Annotated in this window: 22 protein-coding genes and 1 pseudogene; 5 read left to right on the top strand and 18 right to left on the bottom strand. The window is 65.4% G+C overall.

Features of this window, described 5'->3' with window-relative positions; genetic code table 11:
• The first annotated feature begins 9 nt into the window (after positions 1 to 9).
• Positions 10 to 708, top strand: coding sequence for a DUF1045 domain-containing protein (locus ACVWYP_RS16465; protein ID WP_304499044.1), 699 nt, complete (start codon positions 10 to 12; stop codon positions 706 to 708).
• A 152-nt stretch (positions 709 to 860) separates the two neighbouring features.
• Here the strand turns inward: ACVWYP_RS16465 and hemC are convergent, their stop codons facing one another.
• The 18 genes and pseudogenes from hemC to ACVWYP_RS16375 form a co-directional block, all read right to left on the bottom strand.
• Entirely contained in the window at positions 861 to 1,871 is a 1,011-nt protein-coding gene (gene hemC, locus ACVWYP_RS16460; protein WP_304499043.1) for a hydroxymethylbilane synthase, read from the bottom strand.
• Between the two features lie 65 nt (positions 1,872 to 1,936).
• Complete coding sequence (gene pncA / locus ACVWYP_RS16455; RefSeq protein ID WP_304499042.1) at positions 1,937 to 2,557, bottom strand: bifunctional nicotinamidase/pyrazinamidase; 621 nt, start codon at positions 2,555 to 2,557, stop codon at positions 1,937 to 1,939.
• On the bottom strand, positions 2,557 to 3,375 hold the full coding sequence (locus ACVWYP_RS16450; RefSeq protein ID WP_304500234.1) for an aspartate dehydrogenase: 819 nt from the start codon (positions 3,373 to 3,375) through the stop codon (positions 2,557 to 2,559). Before ACVWYP_RS16450 ends, pncA begins: the two co-directional genes overlap by 1 nt.
• Positions 3,375 to 4,598 (bottom strand): M20/M25/M40 family metallo-hydrolase, encoded by a 1,224-nt coding sequence (locus ACVWYP_RS16445; protein WP_456684116.1) that lies wholly within the window; start codon positions 4,596 to 4,598, stop codon positions 3,375 to 3,377. The genes ACVWYP_RS16450 and ACVWYP_RS16445 overlap by 1 nt, the downstream gene beginning before the upstream one ends.
• Before the next feature lie 325 nt (positions 4,599 to 4,923).
• The gene (locus ACVWYP_RS16440; protein WP_028339561.1) at positions 4,924 to 5,424 is read right to left on the bottom strand and encodes a RidA family protein; all 501 of its coding nucleotides are present in this window, start codon (positions 5,422 to 5,424) and stop codon (positions 4,924 to 4,926) included.
• Between the two features lie 23 nt (positions 5,425 to 5,447).
• Complete coding sequence (locus tag ACVWYP_RS16435) at positions 5,448 to 5,858, bottom strand: c-type cytochrome (protein WP_225161689.1); 411 nt, start codon at positions 5,856 to 5,858, stop codon at positions 5,448 to 5,450.
• Complete coding sequence (locus tag ACVWYP_RS16430; RefSeq protein WP_304499040.1) at positions 5,855 to 7,447, bottom strand: NAD(P)/FAD-dependent oxidoreductase; 1,593 nt, start codon at positions 7,445 to 7,447, stop codon at positions 5,855 to 5,857. Before ACVWYP_RS16430 ends, ACVWYP_RS16435 begins: the two co-directional genes overlap by 4 nt.
• A gap of 123 nt (positions 7,448 to 7,570) precedes the next feature.
• Entirely contained in the window at positions 7,571 to 8,323 is a 753-nt protein-coding gene (gene cnbZ, locus ACVWYP_RS16425; RefSeq protein WP_304499039.1) for a 2-amino-5-chloromuconate deaminase CnbZ, read from the bottom strand.
• Positions 8,324 to 8,577: 254 nt separating this feature from the next.
• Positions 8,578 to 9,003: a GFA family protein gene (locus ACVWYP_RS16420; protein ID WP_304499038.1), complete on the bottom strand. Its 426-nt coding sequence runs from the start codon at positions 9,001 to 9,003 to the stop codon at positions 8,578 to 8,580.
• A gap of 243 nt (positions 9,004 to 9,246) precedes the next feature.
• Positions 9,247 to 10,467 carry an ABC transporter substrate-binding protein gene (locus ACVWYP_RS16415; protein ID WP_304499037.1) on the bottom strand — a complete coding sequence of 407 codons (1,221 nt, stop codon included), beginning with the start codon at positions 10,465 to 10,467 and terminating at the stop codon, positions 9,247 to 9,249.
• Between the two features lie 435 nt (positions 10,468 to 10,902).
• Complete coding sequence (locus ACVWYP_RS16410; protein ID WP_304499036.1) at positions 10,903 to 12,348, bottom strand: amidase family protein; 1,446 nt, start codon at positions 12,346 to 12,348, stop codon at positions 10,903 to 10,905.
• Between the two features lie 24 nt (positions 12,349 to 12,372).
• Complete coding sequence (locus tag ACVWYP_RS16405) at positions 12,373 to 13,791, bottom strand: amidase family protein (protein WP_304499035.1); 1,419 nt, start codon at positions 13,789 to 13,791, stop codon at positions 12,373 to 12,375.
• Positions 13,792 to 13,835: 44 nt separating this feature from the next.
• Positions 13,836 to 14,630 carry a FadR/GntR family transcriptional regulator gene (locus ACVWYP_RS16400; protein ID WP_304499034.1) on the bottom strand — a complete coding sequence of 265 codons (795 nt, stop codon included), beginning with the start codon at positions 14,628 to 14,630 and terminating at the stop codon, positions 13,836 to 13,838.
• Between the two features lie 212 nt (positions 14,631 to 14,842).
• Positions 14,843 to 15,487, bottom strand: coding sequence for a hypothetical protein (locus tag ACVWYP_RS16395; RefSeq protein ID WP_304499033.1), 645 nt, complete (start codon positions 15,485 to 15,487; stop codon positions 14,843 to 14,845).
• A gap of 198 nt (positions 15,488 to 15,685) precedes the next feature.
• Positions 15,686 to 16,069, bottom strand: a pseudogene (locus ACVWYP_RS16390) (ABC transporter permease subunit); the annotation flags it as partial.
• 17 nt (positions 16,070 to 16,086) lie between these two features.
• Positions 16,087 to 17,013 (bottom strand): hypothetical protein, encoded by a 927-nt coding sequence (locus ACVWYP_RS16385; protein WP_304499032.1) that lies wholly within the window; start codon positions 17,011 to 17,013, stop codon positions 16,087 to 16,089.
• Between the two features lie 235 nt (positions 17,014 to 17,248).
• Complete coding sequence (locus tag ACVWYP_RS16380; RefSeq protein WP_304499031.1) at positions 17,249 to 18,370, bottom strand: amino acid ABC transporter permease; 1,122 nt, start codon at positions 18,368 to 18,370, stop codon at positions 17,249 to 17,251.
• A 1-nt stretch (position 18,371) separates the two neighbouring features.
• Positions 18,372 to 19,559: an amino acid ABC transporter permease gene (locus ACVWYP_RS16375; protein ID WP_028339572.1), complete on the bottom strand. Its 1,188-nt coding sequence runs from the start codon at positions 19,557 to 19,559 to the stop codon at positions 18,372 to 18,374.
• Between the two features lie 154 nt (positions 19,560 to 19,713).
• Between ACVWYP_RS16375 and ACVWYP_RS16370 the strand changes: the two genes are divergently transcribed.
• The 4 genes from ACVWYP_RS16370 (at position 19,714) to ACVWYP_RS16355 (ending at position 23,845) form a co-directional block, all read left to right on the top strand.
• Positions 19,714 to 20,589 carry a MurR/RpiR family transcriptional regulator gene (locus ACVWYP_RS16370; protein ID WP_028339573.1) on the top strand — a complete coding sequence of 292 codons (876 nt, stop codon included), beginning with the start codon at positions 19,714 to 19,716 and terminating at the stop codon, positions 20,587 to 20,589.
• Between the two features lie 5 nt (positions 20,590 to 20,594).
• On the top strand, positions 20,595 to 21,950 hold the full coding sequence (locus ACVWYP_RS16365; protein ID WP_304499030.1) for an aspartate aminotransferase family protein: 1,356 nt from the start codon (positions 20,595 to 20,597) through the stop codon (positions 21,948 to 21,950).
• A gap of 85 nt (positions 21,951 to 22,035) precedes the next feature.
• Complete coding sequence (locus ACVWYP_RS16360; RefSeq protein WP_304499029.1) at positions 22,036 to 23,046, top strand: amino acid ABC transporter substrate-binding protein; 1,011 nt, start codon at positions 22,036 to 22,038, stop codon at positions 23,044 to 23,046.
• 163 nt (positions 23,047 to 23,209) lie between these two features.
• Positions 23,210 to 23,845, top strand: coding sequence for an aspartate/glutamate racemase family protein (locus ACVWYP_RS16355; RefSeq protein WP_304499028.1), 636 nt, complete (start codon positions 23,210 to 23,212; stop codon positions 23,843 to 23,845).
• Positions 23,846 to 23,858: the final 13 nt, after the last annotated feature.

The following is a 23,858-nucleotide window of genomic DNA, read 5'->3' as shown; positions in this document are numbered from 1 at the left end:
CCCAGTCCCATGGCCAGCACTCCGCGCTACGCGATCTATTATGCGCCGTCGCCCGACAGCGTCCTGCACCGCTTCGGTTCGACACTGCTCGGTTACGATGCGGTGTCGGGCGACGACCTGCCGTTTCCCGAAGGCGTCACGCCGGACTGGCGCGAGATCACCGAAGATCCGCGCAAGTATGGATTCCACGCCACGCTGAAAGCGCCCACCGCGCTCGCCGACGGTCGAAGCGAGGCCGAGCTTCTCGACGCCTGTGCCGCCTTCGCCGGCCGCGCGCGGCGCATTCCGGTGATCGAACCGGTGATCGACGCGATCAGCGGTTTCATCGCGGTGATCCCGGCCGGCCGCTCGGATGATCTGCAACAGCTTGCCGCCGACTGCGTCACCGAATTCGACGCGTTCCGTACCCCGCTGACAGCCGCGGATCGCGCGCGGCGCAAGCCCGAGCGGCTCACCGCGCGGCAGTGCGACTATCTCGACCGCTGGGGCTATCCCTATGTCATGGAGGAGTTCCGCTTCCACATGACGCTGACGGGGCGGCTGAGCGACGAGCGACGCGGCCTGATCGTGGCGCAGTTGCGCACACGGTTCGCGGCGGTCGACCTCACGCGGCTCGCAATCGACCGCATCGCGCTGTTCAAGCAGACCGACAGCGCGTCGCGCTTCCGCATCATCGGCAGCTGGCCGCTGCGGGCTGATCGCGATTAGGCCCCACACACCGGTGTCGTCCCGGCGAAAGCCGCGACCCATAGCCACCGTCGGTAGTTGTTCAAGCGAGCTGCGGTCCCAGCATCGTTCCACAACCAACATTCGTGGCTATGGGTCCCGGCTTTCGCCGGGACGACGTGGGATGGATATCGCTATTCGTCGATCCGGGTGCGGGCGATGATCTCGGCGGCGCCCTTCTCGAGCAGCTCCATGCCCACGGCGCGGCCGAGTTCGCGCGGACGATCCGCGGGCCCGCGCCGCGTCACCTCGATGAAGCCGGCGCCGGCCTCGTCGAGCACGGAGGCGCGTAGCGTCATCTCAGCTCCCGCGAGCGCGGCGTGGCCGGCGATCGGCGAATTGCAATGGCCGTTGAGCACCCACAGCACCTCGCGCTCGGCCTCGGCGGCGAGCCGCGACGGCGCGTTGTCGATCCCGGCAAGCCGCGCACGCGTCGCCCAATCGGTCTCCGCGCATTCCACCGCGACAATGCCCTGGCCGACCGCCGGCAGCATCTCGCCGACCGAGAAATCATGCGCGATGCGCGCGGTCATGCCGATGCGCTCCAGGCCCGAGCGCGCCATCACCAGCGCATCCGCCGGCCCGACCTCGCCGCCGCCGGGCAGCCGCTGCTTGTCGCCGCGATCGAGCTTGGCCACCCGCGTGTCGGCGGCGCCGCGATAATGGATCACGGTCGCTTCCGGAAACAGCCGGCGCAGATAGGCGGCGCGGCGCACCGCGTTGGTGCCGATCATGAAGCCCTTGCCGCGCGCGGCGCGGAGGGTCTCGAGCGACAGGCCGGGACGCAGCACGAGGCTGTCATTGGCGGCATCGCGCGCCAGCATCGCGGCGATGACGAGACCCGGCGTCTCCTCGTTGCCCGGCACGTCCTTCAGCGAATGCATCGCCGCCTGCAAGGTGCCGGCGCGCATGGCTTCGCGGATCTCGGCAACGAAGGCGCCGCCCTTGCCGCCATGACGCAACAGCTTGCTGGTCTGGTCCTGGTCGCCGCGGGTCTCGAACTTGACGATGTCGACGGCAAGGTCCGGCGCCGAAGCGCGCAGCAGGCGCGCGACCTCATCCGTCTGCGCGAGCGCCATCGCGCTCTTGCGCGTCCCAATCCGCAAAACCTGTCCCGACACGAAAGCTCCGCTGCGCGTGATCATCAACGGCTGGGGATTAGAACAAAAAGCCAGTCAAAACAATGGTTTTTGCCCCTCTTTGGCCCCGCTCAGACGAGCTCCTCAACAAGCTCCACCCCGGCCTCGCGCATCGCCGCGGTGGCGACAGCAAGCGAACCGCCGAGATCGATGGCGCGGCAGCCTGCCAGCACGACAACGGTCTCGAAACCGAGCCGGCGCGCATCGAGCGCCGAATACTGCACGCAATAGTCCGTGGCGAGCCCCGCCATCACGACGCGCCTGAGGCCGCGCTCGCGCAGATAGCCGGCGAGCCCGGTCGGCGTCTTGCGGTCGTTCTCGAAGAACGCCGAATAGGAATCGATCGCTGCCCGGAATCCCTTGCGGATCACGAGCTCGGCCCGCTCGGTCGCAAGGTTGGGATGGAACGCCGCGCCGGCCGTACCCTGGATGCAATGATCCGGCCACAGCGTCTGCGGCCCATACGGCATGGCGATTTCGGAGAACGGCGCCGCGCCCGGATGCGAGGTCGCAAACGAGCTGTGGCCCGCCGGATGCCAGTCCTGGGTCAGCACGACATGGTCGAACCGCCCGGCGAGCCGGTTGACAACCGGCACAACGGCATCGCCCTCCGCGACCGCCAGCGCGCCGCCGGGGCAGAAATCGTTCTGCACGTCGATGACCAGCAACAGATCGTCGGGCGTAATCTTCATCAGGTGCCGATCCGCAATGACGCGCGCAGCTTGCGCAGGCAGGCGATCACCGACAGCGCGGTGATGCGGCCGGTCTTCGGGTTCTCCGAGGGAATGTTCTCGATCATCATCGAGAACCGGGCGGAATCGGAATCGACCTCGATCCGGTGGGTGTTGCGGGTCACGGTCGGATCCGCCCAGATCTCGACTCTTGTGCGGTCGGGGCCGATGCCGGCCAGCGACAGCGCCACCGCGACGTTGAGGTTGGCCGGAAAGCCCTGGGCGGCGTCGCGCGCACTGCCCTCGAAGATGCGCAGCGGCTCGGTGATGCCTTCGATCCGGATGTTGTTCTCGACCAGATGCGGCGCGCCGACGAGGCCCGCGACCGGCTTGCGCGTCACCAGCTTCGCCGAATGAATGGTCCCGATCGCCGCGGCGGTCACGGCATCGAGCCCGATCAGCGCGCCGGTCGGCACGATGATCTGGCCGCCATGGGCTCTCGCAAGATCGACGAGGTCCTCGTTCTGCAGGAGCGCGCCGACGCTGAGCACGACCGCGGTCTTGCCGCGCTCGACCACCGGCGCCACGATCGCGCGCACCACCTTGCTCGGCGCGCACTCGACCACGATGTCGGCGATCTCGGCAAGCTGCTCGATCGGCACCAGCTTCGGCGCAGACTTGAGCTCCGCGACCCAGCCGCGGTGCTTGTCCGGGCTGTTCGCCGACACCGCAACCAGCGTCAGGCCCTCGATGCCCTGATCGAGCGCCTTGACGACGTCGGTGCCGATCGCGCCGAGGCCGGCGACCGCAACCCGTGTCTTTGCCTTGCTGTCAGCCATCATTTCCCGCCGGCGAGCATCTTGACCAGGCGATAGAGATACTCTTCGCCCTCGTAGAACGACTTGACGAGCACGCGCTCGTCCTTGCCATGGATACGGTTGTCGTCGACATCGGCGGCCAGCCCGGAGTGACCATAGGTCGGAATCCCCGCGTTACGCAGATAGCTGCCGTCGGTCGCGCCGGTGCTCATGACCGGAACGATCGACGCATCCGGCCAGAACTCCTTCGACAGCTTCTCGATCGAACCCATGATCTCCTCGTTGAGGGGCGACGGCGGGCTCAGCACGGCCTTGCCGGTCGGGGCCACCGCGATCTCCTTGTCGGCGAGCACGCGCTCGATCGTCGCCTGCACGCCCTCGACCGGCTCGCCCGGCAGGATCCGGCAGTTCACCTTGGCGGTCGCCAGCTGCGGCAGCGCGTTGATGGCGTGACCGCCCTCCAGCATGGTCGCGACACAGGTGGTGCGGAGCTGCGCATTATAACCCGGATTCTCCGACAATCGCGCCAGCGCCGCCGGATCGGGCTGCGGCGCCAGGATCGCCCTGATGTCGTCGGCATGCGACGTGTCGACCTCGGCGGTCTTGGTGAAATAGATCCGCGTGGTCTCGTTGAGGTTCATCGGGAAGCTGTAATTGGAGAGCCGCACGAGGCCTTCGGCGAGGTGATAGATCGCATTGTCCTTGCGCGGCAGCGACGAGTGGCCGCCGCGATCCTTCACCGTGAGCTGGTAGCCGATCGAGACCTTCTCGCTGGTCTGCACGCTGTTGCGGATCGCCTTGCCGTTCTTGAGGCCGACGCCGCCGCCCTCATTGAGCGCGAACTCGGCATCGATCAGGTCGCGGTGGTTCTTGATCAGCCACTGCATGCCGAGATCGTTGGCATCGAGGATTTCCTCGTCGGTCTCGAGCGCCACGATGATGTCGCGGTCGGGCTTGTAGCCCTCCTTCCTGTAGCGGATCAGATTGGTGATGAAGGCGGATGCCATGTATTTGTCGTCGCTGGAACCGCGGCCGTAGAAATAGCCGTCCTGCTCGGTGAGCTTGAACGGATCGACCGACCAGTCCTCGCGGTTGGCGGGGACGACGTCGATATGGGCGACCAGGAGGATCGGCTTGCGCGCGCCGGAGCCGTGCAGCCGCGCCACCAGATTGCCCTTGTGCGGCGCCGGCGAGAACACGTGCACGTCGGCCTCGGGGAAACCCGCCCGCGCGGAGCCGCGCACCCATCGCCTCCGCCGCCTTCTGGGTATCCCCGGTCGCGGTGGTCGTGTTGATCTCGACCAGTTCCTGGTAGATGCCGCGGCCGAATTGCTGCTGCTCGGTCAGCCCCTGCGCCGCGGCGCCGGTTGCGAGCAGCGCCGGTCCAAACGCCGCCGCGAGCCGCAGCGATCGAATCGTGTTTCGGGCCTTGTGCGACATCGTACTCTCCCAGAATTCCGCCACCTGATTGGAGCGAATTCAGACAAGCGACACGCGCTTTGGCAAGACGGCGAGCCCTTCAATTTCCGCGCGCATGCTCCGCAGTTTCGCGCACGCTATTTGCAGTCCTTATTTCGAATCCTTGTTGGTGTCCTTGGCCGCGATCACCTCGATCTCGACCAGGAATCCGGGATTGGCGAGGGCTGCGACGCCGACCACCGAGCGCGCCGGTAGGTTCGGCTGGCTGCCGCCGAAGAACTGGGTGTAGCCCTCCATGAAGGCCTTGAAGTCCATCGGCGCCGACGCGTTGTGCACCAGGAACACCTGCATCTTGACGACGTCGCCCATGCCAAGACCCTGGCCTTCCAGAATGGCCTTGATGCGGTTGAGCACGCCGACGGTCTGCGTCCTGGTATCGCCGTAGGCCTGCGGGCTCGACGGATCGGCGTCCTTGTTGATCGCCGGCGGCACCTGGCCGCTGACATAGACGGTCGTGGTGTTGCCGGTGACGGTCACGGCCTGCGCGATCGGGAATGTCGAATTGGGAATCGGATGCCTGACCACGTCAGCCGAGGCAGCGGTCGCCATCGCCGACAACGCGGCGCCCAGTGCGATACCGATGAATTTCATCAAACTTTCCCCGAGTGTTTTTGTCAGCGGCGGGCGTCCTGGACATCCTTGGTCGTCACCGCGTCCTCATAGTTGTTGCTGAAGTGCGTCCGCAGATAATTCACAACGGCGGCGATCTGACCATCGGTCATCATGTCGCCGAACGCCGGCATGCCGCGGCGGCCATTGATGACGAGGAAGACCGGATAGCTGCCGGCCTCGAGATTCTTGTTGCCGGCCAGCGACGGGTAGCTGCCCGCCCCGCTCGCGCCCGTCGCATCCGGCATATGGCAGCCCTGGCACACATTGGCGAACAGCTCCTCGCCGGTCATCTCGACGAAGCGGTAGCCCGAAGAGAAGGTGCGCTTGCCCGCGCCACTGTCCTGCCCAAGGGCTGCCGTCGCCGACAGCAGCGCCAGTGCAGCGATGGCGGATGTTGCGGTCCGCATCATCATGTCTTCACCACGCGTTCGTGCAGCCGGGAGATGACGTCGAGCGCGGACAGGATGGCGCCCTCCTGCCAGGCCGGCAGCTGCGAGGCGTGCTCGCCCGCCAGCACGATACGGCCGTCGATCTGGCAGAGATTGCGGTAATGCTGCGCGCGGGTGGCCTCGGTCCATTCGCCGGCGCAGCCCAGCGTGAACGGCACGCGATGCCAGGCCACCGCGACGCCGTTCTCGAATTCGTTTCTGTACTGCGGATGGATTGCGGCGCCGAACTCGACCGCGCTGGCGACCCGCTCGGCCGGCGTCATCGCGGTGAACTCGAAGGAATTGGCACCGCCATACATGTAGGCGCCGAGCAGGATGCCGCGGCCGCCGCGGTTGAAGCCATAGTTCGGATAGGCGATCTGCCGGATCGGCAGGTCGGTGTAGCTGATGCCGCCATAGATCGCGTCATCCTCCTCCCAGAACCGCCGCTTGAACTGCAGGCCGATCTTCACCGAGGCGGCATAGGGCACGGAGTCGATCGCACTCTTCATCGGCGCGCTGACATCGACCGGCAACTGGCTCAGGATCGGCAACGGGATGGTGCAGATGCACCAATCGGCGGTCGCCTGCTGCACCGTGGATGGACTGGCGGTGTCGACATAGCTGACGGTGACGCCGGAGCCGTTCTGCTGGATCTGCGTCACCTTGGCGCCATAGCGGATGAGATCGCCGACCTCGCGCGCGAACGCCTTGCCGATCATATCCATGCCGCCGACCGGCTGGAACATGGTGGTCTGGAAATCGTAGCGCGCAAAGGTCTGCAGATAGCGCCACATCCGCGACCGCAGCAGCTCCTGCAGCGAGATCGGGTCGCTGGGCAGCGGATCGCCCATCAAGCCGCCGCCGGGATCGCGCGCATAACCGCGGAACTCGGCCGACACGAGGTTGGCATTGTACTTGTAGTCGCGATCCAGCGCGCCCCAGTCGCGCAGCGACTGCAGCAGGATCTCCTGATCTTCCTTGCCGACGGCCTCGTCGAGCCGGCCCTGCTGGGTGATCTTTGCGAGCAGCTCCGAGACCCCGCCCTGGAAATCCGCCTTGATGCTGCGAAGGCGCTGTGGCTTGCCGCCGAATGCACGCGTCGCGTGCAGATAGGCGTTGTGATTGAGCTGGATGAAGGGTTCCAGCGTCACATTGAGCCGGCGGCAGTAGTCGAGCAGCGCACGGTGATGATAGGGAATCCGCCACGGGCCGGGATTGAGATAGAGCCCCTGCTCGAACTGGCTGGTCTGCCTGAAGCCGCCGAGCTCGACAAAACTGTCGCCGCCGCGGATCGACCAGTTGCGGCCGCCGGCGCGGTTGTTGAATTCGAGGATCTGGACCTTGTAGCCGGCCTTGCGCAGCTCCAGCGCTGCGGTCATCCCCGCGAGCCCCGCGCCGAGAATCAGCACCGAGGCGCCCTTCACGTCGCCTGTGAGCTTCAGCGGCCCCTTGTAGGCGGATTCCGACGCGAAGCCGAGGCTCGTCATCGCGTGATACATCGCCGAACTGCCGGCAATGGTGCCAATCAGCGCCAGCAGATCTCGCCGTCTGATCACAGATTCGTTCTGCACCCGCGCTCACCCAGCCGCTGACGTCGATGGCGAAGGGAAACGGTTGACGCGATCCGTGTCAAGAAAAGCGCACGCTTCCACATGCACCCACACGCGCTTTTGATGCATCACGCGACCGACACATCACACCACGCGCTCGCGATGCACGCGCCGGCAATCCATTTCGAAGTCGAGCCCAACCACCGGCGGCCGGTCGAAATGCCAGGTCAAGCCGTTGCGAAGCACGCCGCGGCGGCCGAGCTCGCTTTCCAGCACCGGATAGGCGTCGTGCACGGTGTAGAGCTGCACCGCGGTGGTGTCCTGCCAACGGCCGCCGAACGCGCTCATCCGGCGTTCCATCTCGTCGGCCACGAATTTCGCCTTCGCCAGCAGGCCGGCCGGGCTGGTGTCGCCAAGGGCGACGGTATGATCGCGATAATTGGCCTTGCCCTCGACCGACTCGCCGCTGCCGGCGACGACAAAGCTGGTTGGCTCGTCCTTGGCGGCCGGCACCGTATAGCAGAAGGCGTGGAAACTCGGCTCGCCGGGCGGATCGAGCTTCGGACAGACATTGCTGCGCGCCACCGGATTGACGCCGTCCCGCATCACACCCCAGGCCACCAGCGTCTTGATGTAGATTTCGTTGAAGGCCCTGAACCCGTCCTCGGTGAACGGCGCCGGGGAGCGCAGCTCGCAGGCGCCGAATGCCGTCAGCGGACGGCCTGAGGCCCCGATGATGTCCGCGATCCTTGCAAAACCCGCGCCCAGCGGCACCGGTTCAGAGAACCTGACGCGCTCGATGGCAAAGCCCGGCAGCGCACCGATGCCGCAGGAATACTGACTGACGCCGGGCATGAAGCGGTAGCCGCCGTCGGAAGCCTCGATGGTGTTGGTCATGGTGCCTCGTGAACACGGTGATGGGGCCGTCGCGATGACGGTCCGCTTGAGTTCATCACAGCTGTCGTCCCTGCGAAAGCAGGGACCCATGCTCCGCGGCGGCTGTTGTTAAGAGGACTCGCTGTTCCAGCGACGCGCAATAATCAGCATCGGTGGTTATGGGTCCCTGCTTTCGCAGGGACGACACTGAACTTGTTGCACGATCTCACCGTCGTCCCGCGACGAGCCGGGCGGTCGTCGGCCGACAGCGACCGTTAGTCGGCCGGGATGAAGCGGAGTGTGCCTGCCCGGCGCGTCGGCTTGCCGGTGTCGTTCGTATGATTGACGCCGTCCATCACAGGCACCTCGGGGAAATCGAATGGGCTTACGCCGTCCAGGCAGCCCACGTTGACGGCATACAGGTTCTGGTTCGATCGTCGTTGATGATGGGTGTAGATTCCGCAACGCGAACAGAAGAAGTGCTGCACCGATCCGGTATGGAAGCGGTAGCTTGTTAACGCATCTTCGCCGTGCAGGATCTTGATCCCGCCCATTTCCGCCATGGCAACGACGGCGCCCCGCATCCGGCAGTAAGAGCAAGTGCAGCGGCGGATCGAATTGAAGCCGTCGCTGAGCGTCACCTCGAAACGCACCGCGCCGCAATGGCACTGGCCGGCCCGAACACCCGTGTCGCCCGTCATGTTGCCGCGTCTCCTGTCCAGATCGCTTCTGCGCCCGGCCTTGCAGGGCAAACGAGAAGGTCTCAGCAAAGTCAACGCGCCGCACGCCGCAGTTCGCTCGGAACTGCGCAGGAGCATGATCTGCCGACCCAGACCGACCTCAACACGAACGTATCGTCAGGATCGGCGCCGGACAACCGATCAAAACTCGCGCATGATAGGAGAAAAACTCACGCGAGGGTCCGATGCAAATTTTTGACGGGGCTAGTGCGACTTGGCGACGTAAGGGCAGCCGCCTTCATCGAGCGGACGGAAGGCCTGATCGCCCGGCACCGTCGCGAGATACTCGTAGAGATCCCATTTGCTCTTGGACTCCTCCGGCTTCTTGATGCGCATCAGATACATGTCATGCACCATCCGGCCGTCCTCGCGCACGACGCCGTTCTGGGCGAAGAAATCATTGACCGGGGTCTTGCGCATCTGCGCGATCACGGTTTCGGAATCGACCGAGTTGGTGGCGGCGACCGCCTTGAAATAGTGCCGGAGCGCCGAGTTGACGCCGGCCTGGTAGGCGGTCGGCATCGCGCCATGACGCTTGAAGAACTCCTGGGCGAAGACGCGCGTTTCCGACGTGCGATCCCAATAGAAGGAATCGGTGAACAGCAGATCGTGCGCATGCGCGAGGCCAAGCGCCGGCACGTCGGTGAGCGTCACCTGCAGCGCGACGAGTTGCATGCTGGCGCGGATGTTGAACTCGTCGGCCTGCGACACCGCGTTGCGGAAGTCGGAACCGGCATTGGCAAGCGCCAGGATCTTGGCGCCGGAGGACTGGGCCTGCAGCAGGAAGGACGAGAAATCGGCGGTGTCGAAGGGGTGGCGAACCGCGCCGAGCACCTTGCCGCCGGCCGATGTCACGGCCTTGCTCGCATCGCGTTCCAGCGCCTGGCCGAACGCATAATCCGCCGTCAGGAAGAACCACGGCGTGCCGCCGCGGGCCACCACGGCCTTCGCCGTCGCATTCGAGGAGGCATAGGTGTCATAGGTCCACTGCACGCTGGTCGGCGAGCATTGCTTGCCGGTGAGATCGGACGAACCGGAGCCCGAGATCAGGAACAGCTTCTTGCGTTCGCGCGTCACCGTCTGGATCGCGAGCGCCACCGCGGAATTGACGCCTTCGGCGACCACGTCGACACCCTTGTTGTCGATCCAGTTGCGCACGATGCCGGTTGCGACATCAGGCTTGTTCTGGTGATCCGCCGAAATGATCTCGATCTTGCGTCCGGCGACCGTGCCGCCGATCTCCTCCGCCGCCATTTGTGCCGCGATCACCGATCCCGGGCCGTTGCCGTCGGAATATTGCCCGCTCATGTCGGTGATGATGCCGACCCGCAGCACGCCATCCTCCGCTCGGGCAGCGCCGGCCGCAAATGAGAGACACATGGCGGCAATTGCGACGAAGACATGCGAGCGTTTCGTGATGGACATTTCGTTCCCGGGGGTTTCGACGTTTCGGACGATCTCCTGAAGCAATCAGGGAACGCCGACAACCCCGTCGCCGGCATGGCGCCCCGCGATTCCGTTCAGAAATTCCGGGAGAAGGAACACAGCCATTGCGTCGACACGCGCAAGGCCGATCGTGCGAACGCCGCGACGAGATTTCGCCGCGGCGTGCGCTCAAGCATGATGAGACCAGGTTGATCTGGCACGGCGGTGGAAGTTCACCTCTTCCTTGGGAGAGGTCGGCGCGCAGCGCCGGGTGAGGGGTTACGCTCTCTCCTTAGAGCCGCGGCCCCTCACCCGATTTGCTGCGCAAATCGACCTCTCCCCGATGGGGAGAGGTAAACCCAGTCCGCGGATCCGATTCAACCCAAACTCATACTGCTTTAGATCACACGATTGGGAAATGGCGTCGAGATCGCCTCAGCGCCGATGCCACAATTGCCGTGCCAGAATGCCGGCCTTGCGTTCGATCGCCTCGGCGGCGTCGAGACACATGTCCTCGCGATAGCGCGAGCCGACGATCTGGACGCCGACCGGCAATCCCTCATCGAGGCCGACCGGCACCACGGCCGCCGGCAGCCCCAGCACGTTCATCGACGAAATGAAGCGCAGGTCGTTCCAGAACAAATCCTTGACGCGCTGATCGCCGCCGAGATCGGCATTGACCTCCGGCGTCTTGCGCACCGTGGTCGGCGTCACGACCAGCGGATACTGCTCGAGGAAGGTCATCCAGTTCCTGATGTGGCGCGAGCGATCGGCGATCGCCTTCATGTAGCCGGTCTGATCGAGCTGATTGGCCAGCGCGATGAAGCCGCGGAATGTCTTCTGAAAGTCGGCGCTGGTGGTCGCCAGCATCTGGTCCTGCTGCAGGACGCGAACCTCGGTCATGATCAGGTCGCACCAGAGCTGCCAGACCTTGTTGAGGTCGGGGACCTCGACCTCGCTGACCGCATAGCCGGCATCGGCGAGATGATCCGCCGCCTTGCGCTGGAGCGCGATGACGCCGCGATCGGTCGCCATGTCCTCGGGGATCTTTGCGAGCGCGACCTTGATCGGCCCAGTCGGCTTCGGCCCCGTCAGCGGCGCCGGCACATACCAGGGATCGCGCGGATCGCGCTGCGCCATCACCTCGAGGCCGAGGCGCACGTCGGCGACGTGTCGCGCCAGCGGCCCTTGCGACGACATGAACTGCGCCATCAGCGGCCGTTCTGCCGTGGCGCTAGGATTGAACGCGGGAATGCGGCCCTGGGTCGGCTTGATGGTGGCGATGCCGTTGCAATGCGCCGGCCAGCGCAGCGAGCCGCCGATGTCGTTGCCGTGTGCGATGGTGCCGATGCCGGCGGCGATCGACGCGCCGGCGCCGCCCGAGGAGCCGCCGCAGGTCACGTCGGCATTCCAGGGATTGCGCGTCAAGCCGTGCAGCGGGTTGTCGGTGAAGCCGCGCAGCGAGAACTCCGGCGTGTTGGTGAGGCCGATGATAACGGCGCCGGCCTTCTTGAGATTGGCCGTCACCGGCGAGTCGCCCGGCGCGATGTTGTCCTTGAATGCCACCACGCCGTTCGAATTGGCCTGGCCCTCGACGTCGATGTTGATCTTGATCGTAACCGGCACGCCGTGCAGCGGCCCGACGGCGCCGCCTCCGCGCTTGCTCGCGGCCAGCGCCTCGTCCGCGGCCTTGGCGGCCCGCATCGCTGACGCGCCGAGATCGACCACGACGGCGTTGAGCGCCGGATTGGCTTCCTGCATGCGGTCGAGATGGGCGCGGACCACCTCCTCCGACGTCACTTGGTTGTTTCGGATCGCCGCGGCTGTGTCGACGGCAGACCATTGCCAGATCGGTGCGTTCGTCACGTGATGTTCTCCCATGATGTTCAGTGCTTTGTTGTTGGTTCAATCTCGCGGGTCGATCGGCGTCAGCTTTGATGCACGCGCCTCGATCAGCTCGGCGACTGCGAGACAGACGTCCTCCCGGAAGCGGCCGGCGATCACCTGCACGCCGACCGGCGCGCCGCCGGCGGTTCCGGTCGGCACGACGACCGACGGAAAGCCGAGCGCGGGCACCGCAAGCAGCGGCCGCTGCGCATCGAGCAGCGCGCGCACGACGTTCGCGTCTTCCTGATCCTGATCGAAACGGAACGGCAGTTGCGCCGAGACCGGCAGGATGATGACAGGACAGCGCTCCTGGAACAGCTGCCAGGCCCGCACGATCGCCAGCCGCTGCTCGAAACAGGCGAGCACCTGATCGCCCTCGAGCTCGGGCGCGTAGGCGATATGGCACTCGAGATTGTAGCGGCTCCGATCGTCGCCGAACTTGCGGATCATCGGCGCCAGCACGCGCCGCTCCTCATTGATGACGAGGCGATGCCAGAGATCGGCGGCCTCCGCGAGTCGCGGCGGCACGGTCTCCTCCACGGCAAAGCCGGCCTCCGCGAGCCAACGCCCGGCGGCGCGCACCGCTGCGCTCACCTCCGGCGCCTCGTCGCCGAACGGCGCCGCTGCGATCGCAACGCCGATCGGACGCTTGAGCTCTGGACCTTGCAGGGGCACCGGCAGCCATGTGCCATCGCGCGCGTCCGCCTGCGCCATTGCGGCGAGGCCGAGCCCGAGATCGGCGACCGAGCGGGCAAGCGGCCCCTGCACCGACATCATCTGCGCGGTGATCGGACGGTCGCTGGTTGCCGACGGATTGAACGCGGGGATCCGCCCCGGCGTCGGACGCAGGCCGGCGACGCCGCAGGCGTAAGCCGGATAGCGGATCGAGCCGCCGAAATCATTGCCGTGCGCGATCGCGCCCATGCCGGAGGCAACGGCCGATGCGGCGCCACCGCTGGAGCCGCCCGGCGTCAGCCGACGGCTCCACGGATTGTAGGTCGCGCCGTGCAGGTCGTTGTTGGTGAACCAGCGGTGCGAAAAGGCCGGCGTGTTGGTTCGCCCGACAATGACGGCGCCCGCCTTGCGAAGATTCGCGACCACCGGGCTGTCCTCGGTGGCGATCACGTCGCGAAATGCAACGACGCCGTTGGTGGTAGCGTGGCCGCGCTGGTCGACATTGACCTTGATCGTCACCGGCACGCCGTGCAGCACGCCGAGCTCCGCGCCTGACTTCACCGCTTCATCCGCCGCGTCCGCCGCGGCTAGTGCCTCGTCGGCGAGCACTGCGACAATGGCGTTCAAGGCCGGATTGACCTCGGCGATGCGATCGAGACTGGATTGCACGGCTTCCCGGCTGGAAATCGCGCGCGTCGCGATCGCACGCGCCAGATCGACAGCCGACCAGCTCCACAACTCATTCTCGCGCCGCGTGTCCATTGTCGTTTTCTCCAGGGCGTGATGCAGCACTCGGCCGATGCGGTTCAGTCGAGCCGCAACGGTTGGTGAAAGACGGGCAGATCGATGCGCCGGTCTTCCGCGGGAACGACCACCGCCTCGGCGCTCAGCACATGATCGAGCATCACGCGCCGGGCGCGCGCGGCATTGCCGGAGCGGAACGCGGCCAGCAGACGCTTGTGAAACTCGATGTTCTCGCAGGTGAAGCTGGATGCGAATTCCTGTGCGCCGAGCTTGCCGATCAGATGCCTGATCGCCTCGTTGACGAACCGGCACATCAGGCCGAGCAGCGGGTTGGGACAGGCCTCGATCAGGATGTCGTGGAAATCGATCTCGGCGTGGCGATGATGTTCCCAATCGGCATCGCTGTCGGGATGATGCTCCTGGACCGCGATCGCCTTTTCCAGTGCGGCGAAATGCTCCGCCGTGAGGTGTCCGACCACGCTGAAGGCGAGCTCCGGCTCGATCAGCCGGCGGATCTGGTAGATCTGCGCGGTGCTGGTCGACTGGAAGTAGAAATAGTTGCTGAGCAGGCCGACGATCCGGTTGATCGAGACCGGCGCCACCCGCGCGCCGCCGCCGGGGCCGGTGGTGTTCTGCACCAGCCCCTGCACTTCCAGCGATTTGAGTGCCTCGCGGATGGTGGAGCGGCTGCAGCCGAACATCTCGATCAGCTCCCCCTCCTGCGGCAGCCGGTCGCTCGGCTGCAAGCCGGCCTGGAAGATGTGGCTGCGGATCAGGTCGGCGACGGCGTCCGAGCGCTTGCGCTTGATCGAGGCGCGGCGCGAAGGGTCGAGGGACGGGAGAGCCGATTTATCCATTTTATGATCATAAATAGGATCGCGATCACTTTGCAAGCCGGTTGGAGCGGCCCTTCTCCGGACCTCTTGATGCCGAGACCTGCCATGATGGGGATACCCCGCTCGCCTGTCAGCGGTCCCGGGGGCGTAGCGCCTACGCGGTCAAAGGGCCGACCGGATGCGGGAGATGGTGATGATGATGAGGAGCCCGCGGAGCCGAGGCGGCGTCTCGCTCAAAGCGGACTATGGTTCACGGTGTGGCGCATCTGGCGACAGAAGCCCTCCACGAACTGCGCAAGCGCCTCGAAATTGACCAGCAGCCTTTCGGCCTGCTCACGGTCAGCCGAACCAGGGGCAAACGATTCCGCCAGACGCCGCTGGCGATCCGCGCGATCCCGGCAGGCTGCGGCCCTGCTTTCGGCAAACTCCAGTTGCTCGAGTCGGCGGCCGAGCTTGTCTTCTTCCTCAAGCAGCCGCTTGTTGAGCATCGATCTCGTGTTGGTTGGAACGTCCGGGCGCTTCAGCAGATCCAGATAGTGGTCGATGTTTGCGCGCGCGGTATACTCGTTCACGTATGTGCCTCCGGCCAGTCGCAGTCTCGGTCGGCGAGGCACAGCTTCAACACTCAGGAATTGCTCGATCTCCGCCAGGAGTTGGCGAAGCTCATCGGTCGAAAAGCCTTGCAGGGCATCGTGGACCTGGCTTCGGGTGCTTTCCGGATAGACGGCGTTGTCTTCGGCCATTGGCGTACGGAAAAAATCAAAAAGTAAAGCCCTGTCAGGCACACACCAAATCAACAAATCAACGGCAGCTCGAACGATGCCGACGCGAACAATGATTCTGTCATCGCGCGCGCTCGCGAATCCAATGACGCTCAAGATAAGTTACGGGCGGAACATCGCCTAGTGCACTCTGTGCCAGCCGCGCCTTTGCGCCAACCATCGGCCAAGTCTTGGTTGCCGCATCGTTAAGGCCAGAATAGGCCGCTCCAAAAATCAAAGCAGACGGCGGCGGATGCGAACAGGCCGGCACCGTGATGCGGCATGTGAGGGCAAGCGACGGAGAATCCGGATCGCTCAGCCGGAGGTGCGCTGCGCCTCGAGGCCGCGGCTGTAGCGCGACATCGCAAAGCAGAACACGAAGTAGATCACGCCGACGAATGCATAGACCTCGACGCTGAAGGCCTGCCAGGCCGGATCGACGATCGCGGTCTTGGCGGTCGTCAAGAGATCGAAGATGCCGATGATCAGGACCAGGCTGGTGTCCTTGAAGAAGGCGATGAAGGTGTTGACCAGCGGCGGGATGACGTGGCGGATCGCTTGCGGCAGCACGATCAGCGCGTTCTTCTCCCAGCAGGACAGCCCGAGCGCGTCGGCGGCCTCATATCGTCCGCGCGGCACCGCCTGCAGACCGCCGCGCACGACTTCGGCGAGATAGGCGCCGGCATGGAAGGTGGCGGCCGGCGAGCGATGGGCCGCTATTGTGAAAACGCCCAGTAAAGGTGCTTCTCGTCTTCCGACAACAGCCTCACATGGTTGATAAAGTCCCAGACCATTTCTCCGAAGGCACTGCCGCCGCCCTGGCTCGACTTGGCGGATACCATATCGAGCTCGTGCCAGCCCCTGTACATTTCCTCGTCGATGCTTTCCAAGCGGTCCTTCATGGCCTGAGCATTGAAAGCGCCGCAAGATTCGGTGAACAGGCTTCTGACCGGATGGATTTGCCACATGCCGCGATGGCGCTCTTCGCTGCCCTGCTGCCCGTAGACACCCGACTCTCCACTGAACGGAAACGCGCCGCGCGTCGCCTTGATCATCTCGCGGCGCTTAGCGTTGCCTTCCTTGATGTCGACATACACCGATATGACCATATCGTTGTAGTACCAGAGGTCCAGGCACGCCGGATATCCAGCGTTCAGGATCACTTGCACGAGCTTTTTGATACGCTGCCCCTTGTAGCCCTTCATGCCCTGCGCAAGCGCGAGCAGGCGCATCAGAAACGTCTTGGCATCATTTGGAGTCCAGACACAGATATCCTCAGCCTCGAAATCGATCGGATCACGATCGACGGGCGGGATGTAGATGATGCCGGGATTGGCCGAATTGCTGAACATCCAGTTGTTGCCGCTGGGGCTGACCTTGACGCACCCAACATAGTGGCTGAGGTACCAGTTCACGACATCGGGGTCGTCGGTCATGAAGTTGAAATAGATCAGCTCCTTGACTCCGACACTGAACTTCTCAGCGACGGTGTACCAGTCTTCCTGAGGCCGGGTATCTCCCGGTCGGACAGGGCCGTGCGGCCGGTAGGGAATGCCGCCTTGCATCAATCCCCAATTGCGTGGGACGGGCATACCCTTTGGCGGTCGCTCGATCGGGTGAGGCGAGCGTTTCGGGGGCGCCATGGCATCGACCTCCTCATATGCGGCGTGATCGCATCACATGAGTGCAAGTTGCCGCTGCTGGGGTTCACGCGCTCACGGAGATGTTTTCCACTTTCTCAAGCTTGTCCGGATGGGGCATCTCAGGTTCCGCGCAAAGCCGATCGATCCATCACGGCAGGCTCCAAAACGTCCCATGCGATGCGACCCAGACAAACGCATAGAGGTCGAGGCTTCGCGCTCGAACGTGATCACCGCCTCAGCCGTGCGCGCGCTGCGCCTCGAGGCCGCGGCTGTAGCGCGACATCGCAAAGCAGAACACGAAGTAGATCACGCCGACGAACACATAGACTTCGACGCTGAAGGCCTGCCAGGCCGGATCGACGATCGCGGTCTTGGCGGTCGTCAAGAGATCGAAGATGCCGATGATCAGCACCAGGCTGGTGTCCTTGAAGAAGGCGATGAAGGTGTTGACCAGCGGCGGGATGACGTGGCGGATCGCTTGCGGCAGCACGATCAGCGCGTTCTTCTCCCAGTAGGAGAGCCCGAGCGCGTCCGCGGCCTCATATTGTCCGCGCGGCACCGCCTGCAGACCGCCGCGCACCACTTCCGCAAGGTAGGCGCCGGCATAGAGGATGAAGGCGATCTGGGCGCGCAGCAATTTGTCGATGTTGACGCCGTCAGGCATGAACAGCGGGAACATGACGCTCGCCATGAACAACAGGCTGATCAGCGGCACGCCGCGGATCAGCTCAACATAGAGCACGCAGAGCGAGCGGATCGCCGGCAATTTCGAGCGGCGGCCGAGCGCCACCAAAATTCCGAGCGGGAAGCCGAACGCAAGCCCGAAAGTCGCAAGGATCAGCGTCACCGGCAACCCGCCCCAGCGGTCCTGCGTGACAAAGGACATGCCGAGAAAGCCGCCCCACATCAGGCACCCGATCGCGATCAAGGCCGCGGCCCACAGCAGGAACAGCTCCTTGCGCCAGAAGCTGCGGCGGCTCGAGACCACGAACAGCGCGATGAAGATCACGACCGCGAGCGCCGGCCGCCACTGCTCGCTGAACGGATAGGTGCCGAACAGGATGAAGCGGTACTTCTCGGGAATCACCGCCCAGCAGGCGCCGACGCCGCGCAGCGCGCGGCAGGCGCTGGTGTCGTTGCCGGAGACGATCCAGATCGCGTTGGCGATGCCCCATTGCCAGAGGCCGATGCACGCCTTGGCGAGCACGAACAGCAACAGCAGCGTCATGATGCTCGACGTCACGGACGCGAACAAATTGGCGCGCAGCCAGGCCACGATCTGGCCGCCGAGCGTGCGCTGCGCGCGGCGCCGGCCGATCGGCAGCGGATCCTGCGGGAGATGTGCGACCGAGCTCATGTCAGCGCTCCACCAGCGCGATCCGCGCGTTGTACCAGTTCATGAACAGGCTGATGCCGAGGCTGATGGTGAGGAACACCATCATGATCAGCGCGATCGACTCGATCGCCTGCCCGGTCTGGTTCAGCGTGGTGTTGGCGATCGAGACGATGTCCTGGTAGCCGACCGCGACCGCGAGCGACGAATTCTTGGTCAGGTTCAGGTACTGGCTGGTCATCGGCGGGATGATGACGCGCAGCGCCTGCGGCAGCACGATGTGCTGCAGCACGAAGCTGCGCTTCAGCCCGAGCGCCTTGGCGGCGTCCGACTGGCCGCGCGGCACCGCCTGGATGCCGCTGCGTACGATCTCGGCGATGAACGCCGAAGTATACGTGACGAGCGCGATCAGCAGCGCGAAATATTCCGGCGCCAGGGTCAGCCCGCCGACGAAGTTGAAGCCGCGCAGCTCGGGCAGCATGACGCTCCAGCTCGCGCCCAGCAGCCACGACACCAGCGCCGGCAGCGCGATGATGAGGCCGAGCGCGTAGGGCCAGGCCGGCCGCGCCTTGCCATCGAGCATCTGCTGCGCGATCAGGCGGCGCCTGACGATGAGGAAGACGATCACGCCGGCGACCAGCGCAACGAGCGTCCAGCCATTGGCCTCATGCAGCGGCACCGACGGCAGCACCAGGCCGCGGTTGGACAGATAGACCCCGTCGACCGGCTTCCACGCCTGACGCGCCGCCGGCAGGCCCTGCATCAGCACGTACCAGAACAACAGCTGCAGCAGCAGCGGCAGGTCGCGCAGCACCTCGACATAGACGGCGGCGAGCCGCGCCAGCAGCCAGTTCGACGACAGCCGCGCGATACCGACCAGCGTGCCGATCACGGTCGCCAGCACGATGCCGATGACCGCGACGCGCAGCGTGTTGACGACGCCGACGATGAAGGCGCGCAGATAGGTGTTCTTCGGCGTGTAGTCGATCCAGCTGTCGGCGATCGGCATGCCGGCTTCGCGGCCGAGGAAGGCAAAGCCGGTCGAGATGCGCCGCACCGAGAGGTTATGGACCGCGTTCGACCACAGCCAGGCGACGACGGCGACCGCGATGGCGACCACCAGGATCTGCCAGAACAGGCCTGCGACGCGGGGATCGCTGAGCGAAAGCCGCCAGGGCCGGGCGGGAGGGCGTTTCGGCGTCGATGTCGTCACAGCACAAGGACCCCAGTGAGAAGCGATCTTCTGCCATGCGCAAGAGCGTTTTCGAGCGAAGCGGATACCGGTTCGCGTGAAGAAAACGCGTCAACCTCAAATCCTGCGCGCGTCATATGTTGCACCAAATTAATATTTGTGCAACATATGTTTCATGGCCCAGGCTCAGCCGAAACCATCGCCCCTGAACGAATTGTGCAGCGCACTGCCGTCGCTGCCGATGCGCTTGCAGGAGGTCGGCCGGTTCGTCGCCGCCAATGATTATGACGCCACCACCCGCTCGATGCGCGAGCTCGCCTCCGTCGCCGGTGCCGATCCTGCCTCATTCACCCGTCTTGCCAAGGCACTCGGCTATTCCGGCTGGGACGAATTGCGCGCCGCGCTCACCGAGGCGCGCCGGCCGGCACAGGGCTCGCCGTTCTCCGGCCGCGCCAGAAGCCGCCGCGCCGGGCCGAATGCCGATGTCAAACTGGTGCACGACAAATTGGAGGCCGAGGCCGCGGGCCTTGCGCGGATTTCAGCGAGCGCGATCGCGGAAGCCGCGCGTGCGCTGCACTCGGCTGACCGGATCTGGATATCGGGGTTTCGCAGCTGCCGCAGCGTCGCGGAACTCTTGACCTATCAGCTTCGCCTGTTCCGCCCCGATGCCGTGCAATTGGTCGGCGGCTCCGGCCCGTTCGATCTCGACCACGGCGCCTTCCGCTCCGGCGACGCCGTGGTCGTGATCGGCTTTGCGCCCTACACCCTGGTCAGCGTCGAGACGGCACGCGCCGCCCATCAGGCGCGCGCCGCGCTGATTGCGATCGCCGACACCATCACAGCTCCGATGGCCGAAGGCGCCGATCATCTGCTGCTGTTCGAGGCCGCCTCCTCCCCCGGCTTCTTCCCGAGCCTCACCGGCGCGATCGCGGTCGCCCAGTCGCTGGCCGCCGTCGCTTTCACGCTGGGCGGCGCCGGGGCAAAGCGCAAGCTGGAGGAGACCGAGGGCCGGCTTGCCGAGATGTCGCAATATTTTGTCGAGAAAGGATGACTGTCATGGCAGCCAACAAGAGCCGCGTGATGCATCGCAGCCTGCGCGAAACCCCACCGAAGGCGGTTGGCGGTGACGGCGTCTGGCTGATCGCGGAGGATGGCCACCGCATTCTGGATTCCTCCGGCGGCGCCGCGGTGTCGTGCCTCGGCCATCAGCATCCGCGGATCCTTGCCGCGATCGGCAAGCAGGCCTCGAAGATTGCCTATGCGCATACCGGCTTCTTCTCCTCCGAGCCTGCGGAAGAGCTCGCCGAGCGGCTGGTCGGCCACGAACCCGGCGGCCTCGGCTATGTCTATTTCGTCAGCGGCGGGTCGGAGGCGATCGAGGCCTCGATCAAGCTGGCGCGGCAATATTTCATCGAGCGCGGCGAGCCGAAGCGCGCCCGCTTCATCGCGCGCCGCCAGAGCTATCACGGCAATACGCTCGGCGCGCTGTCGGCCGGCGGCAATGCCTGGCGCCGCGAGCCCTATGCGCCGCTGCTGTCGCCCTCGTTCAGCCATGTCACGCCGGCCTTCGCCTATCACGAAAAGCGCGACGATGAATCGGAGGCGGCGTTCGTGGCGCGCCTTGCCGCCGAACTCGAAGCCGAATTCCAGCGGCTCGGCCCCGATACGGTCGCGGCGTTCATCGCAGAGCCCGTGGTCGGCGCCACCGCCGGCTGCGTGCCGGCGCCTGAGGGTTACTTCAAGGCGGTGCGCGAGATCTGCAACCGCCACGGCGCGCTCCTGATCCTCGACGAGGTGATGTGCGGCATGGGCCGCACCGGCACGCTGCACGCTTGGGAGCAGGAAGGCATCTCGCCCGACATCCAGGCGGTCGCCAAGGGCCTCGGCGGCGGCTATCAGCCGATCGGCGCGATGCTGGCCAGCGGCACGATCGTCGACACGGTACGCAACGGCTCCGGCGCATTCCAGCACGGCCACACTTATCTGGCGCATCCGCTCGCCTGCGCCGCTGCGCTCGAGGTGCAGAAGGTGATCGCTGAGGAGAAGCTGCTCGACCAGGTCAAGGAGCGCGGCCGTCAGCTCGAGCAGCGGCTCACCGAACGGTTCGGCAATCACCGTCATGTCGGCGACATCAGGGGCCGCGGCCTGTTCTGGGGTATCGAGCTGGTCGCCGACCGTGCCACGCGGCAGCCGTTCGATCCCAAGCTGAAGCTGCATCAGCGGATCAAGTCCGCGGCCTTCGCCGGCGGGCTCGGCTGCTATCCGTCGGGAGGCACCGCCGACGGCCAGCGCGGCGATCACGTGCTGCTCGCCCCGCCCTATATCGCGACTTCGGGCGACATCGACATGATCGTCGAACGGCTCGGCGCTGCGGTAGACAGCGCGTTGAAGGATGTTGGTCACGGAGCATGATCCGGAAAAGTGAGCACCGGTTTTCCCGCGACAAACGCGAAGCGTTTGCGCAGGGGTCATGCTCAAACGTTAGGAGGAGGAAGACATGCTGAGGGGTATCATCACTCTAACCGTTCTCGCCGCGGGCATCGCGGGCGCAAACGCGGCGACGCTCGACACCGTCAAGCAGCGCGGCACGCTGGTGTGCGGCGTTTCGACCGGCTTTGCCGGCTTCTCGGCGCCGGACTCGCAAGGCAACTTCAAGGGCCTCGACGTCGACTATTGCCGTGCGCTTGCCGCCGGCGTGCTCGGCGATCCCGCCAAGGTGCGCTACGTCGCGCTGACCGCGCAGAACCGCTTCACCGCGCTGCAGTCGGGCGAGATCGACGTGCTCTACCGCAACTCGACGCAAACCTTTCTGCGCGGCACCACGCTCGGGCTGCGGCAGGGACCGGTCAATTTCTACGACGGTCAGGGCTTTGTCGTGAAGAAGGACCTCGGCGTGAAGGAGCTGAAGGACCTCAAGGGCGCCACGGTGTGCGTTGCCCAGGGCACCACGCATGAAGTGACGCTCGGCGACTACGGCCGCGCCAACGGCATCGACTGGAAGCCGCTGGTGTTCGACCGCGTCGACACCATGTACCAGACCTTCTTCGGCGGCCGCTGCGATGCCATGACCCAGGATGCTTCCGCGCTCGCCGGCGCGGTCGCGACCGCAGCCCCGAAGGCCGATGACTATGTCGTGCTGCCGCAGACCATCAGCAAGGAGCCGCTCGGTCCGTTCACGCGCAACGGCGACGAGGTCTGGAGCGACATCATCACCTGGCTGCATTACGGCCTGATCGAGGCCGAAGAGCTCGGCGTCACCCAGGCCAATGCCGACGAGATGGCGAAGTCGCAGGTCCCGGCGATCCAGCGCCTGCTCGGCGCGTCGGGCGATCTCGGCTCGCGCCTCGGGCTCGACAACAAATGGCTGGTCGCCGCCATCAAATCCGGCGGCAATTACGGCGAGATCTTCGAGCGCAATGTCGGCAAGGCAAGCCCGCTGAAGCTCGAGCGCGGCCTCAACGCCACCTGGAGCAAGGGCGGGTTGATGTACGCGATTCCGTTCAAGTGAACGAAGTTACCTCGCCCCGCCTGCGGGGAGAGGTCGGATTGCGAAGCAATCCGGGTGAGGGGGAGCCTCCGCATACCCTCCTCTCACCTGTTACGACGATAGAGCCCCTCACCCCAACCCTCTCCCCGCGAAAGAGCGGGGAGAGGGAGAGCAAGAAACATCGATGCGCATCACGCTGATTCACGCCCTGAAACACTCGATCGTGCCGATCGAGGCATCATTCGCACGGCATTGGCCGGAGGCGCGGCTGATGAACCTGCTCGACGACAGCCTGTCGGCGGACCTCGCGCGCGACGGCAAGCTTGACGAGCGCATGACCGAGCGGTTTCTGACCATGGGCCGCTATGCCGTCGGCACCGGCGCCAATGGCATTCTGTTCACCTGCTCGGCGTTCGGGCCGTGCATCGAGGCGGTGGCGCGCGAGCACGCGCCGATGCCGGTGCTGAAGCCGAACGAGGCGATGATCGAACAGGCGGTGGCGAAGGGCCAGCGGATCGGCCTGCTCTCGACCTTTCCGCCGACGCTGGTCTCGATGCCGCCGGAATTCCCGTCGCGGGTCACGCTGGTGCCGAAGCTTGCCGAGGGCGCGCTGGCCGCGCTCGACCGCGGCGACCGCGCCGAGCATGACCGCATCGTGGTCGAGGCGTCCAAGGAGCTGCGCGACTGCGACCTGATCGCGCTCGCCCAGTACAGCATGGCCCCGGCGGCCGAGCGCGTCGCTGAAGTCACTGGCCGCGAGGTGCTGACGACACCCGACAGCGCGGTCAAGAAGCTGAAGGCGATGCTGGGAATCAGCTAGGCGCGTCCATGAT

Source organism: Bradyrhizobium sp. USDA 3262 (assembly GCF_054060035.1).
The sequence above is the reverse complement of the archived record's forward strand: the minus strand, read 5'-3'. Positions and strand labels throughout refer to the sequence as shown.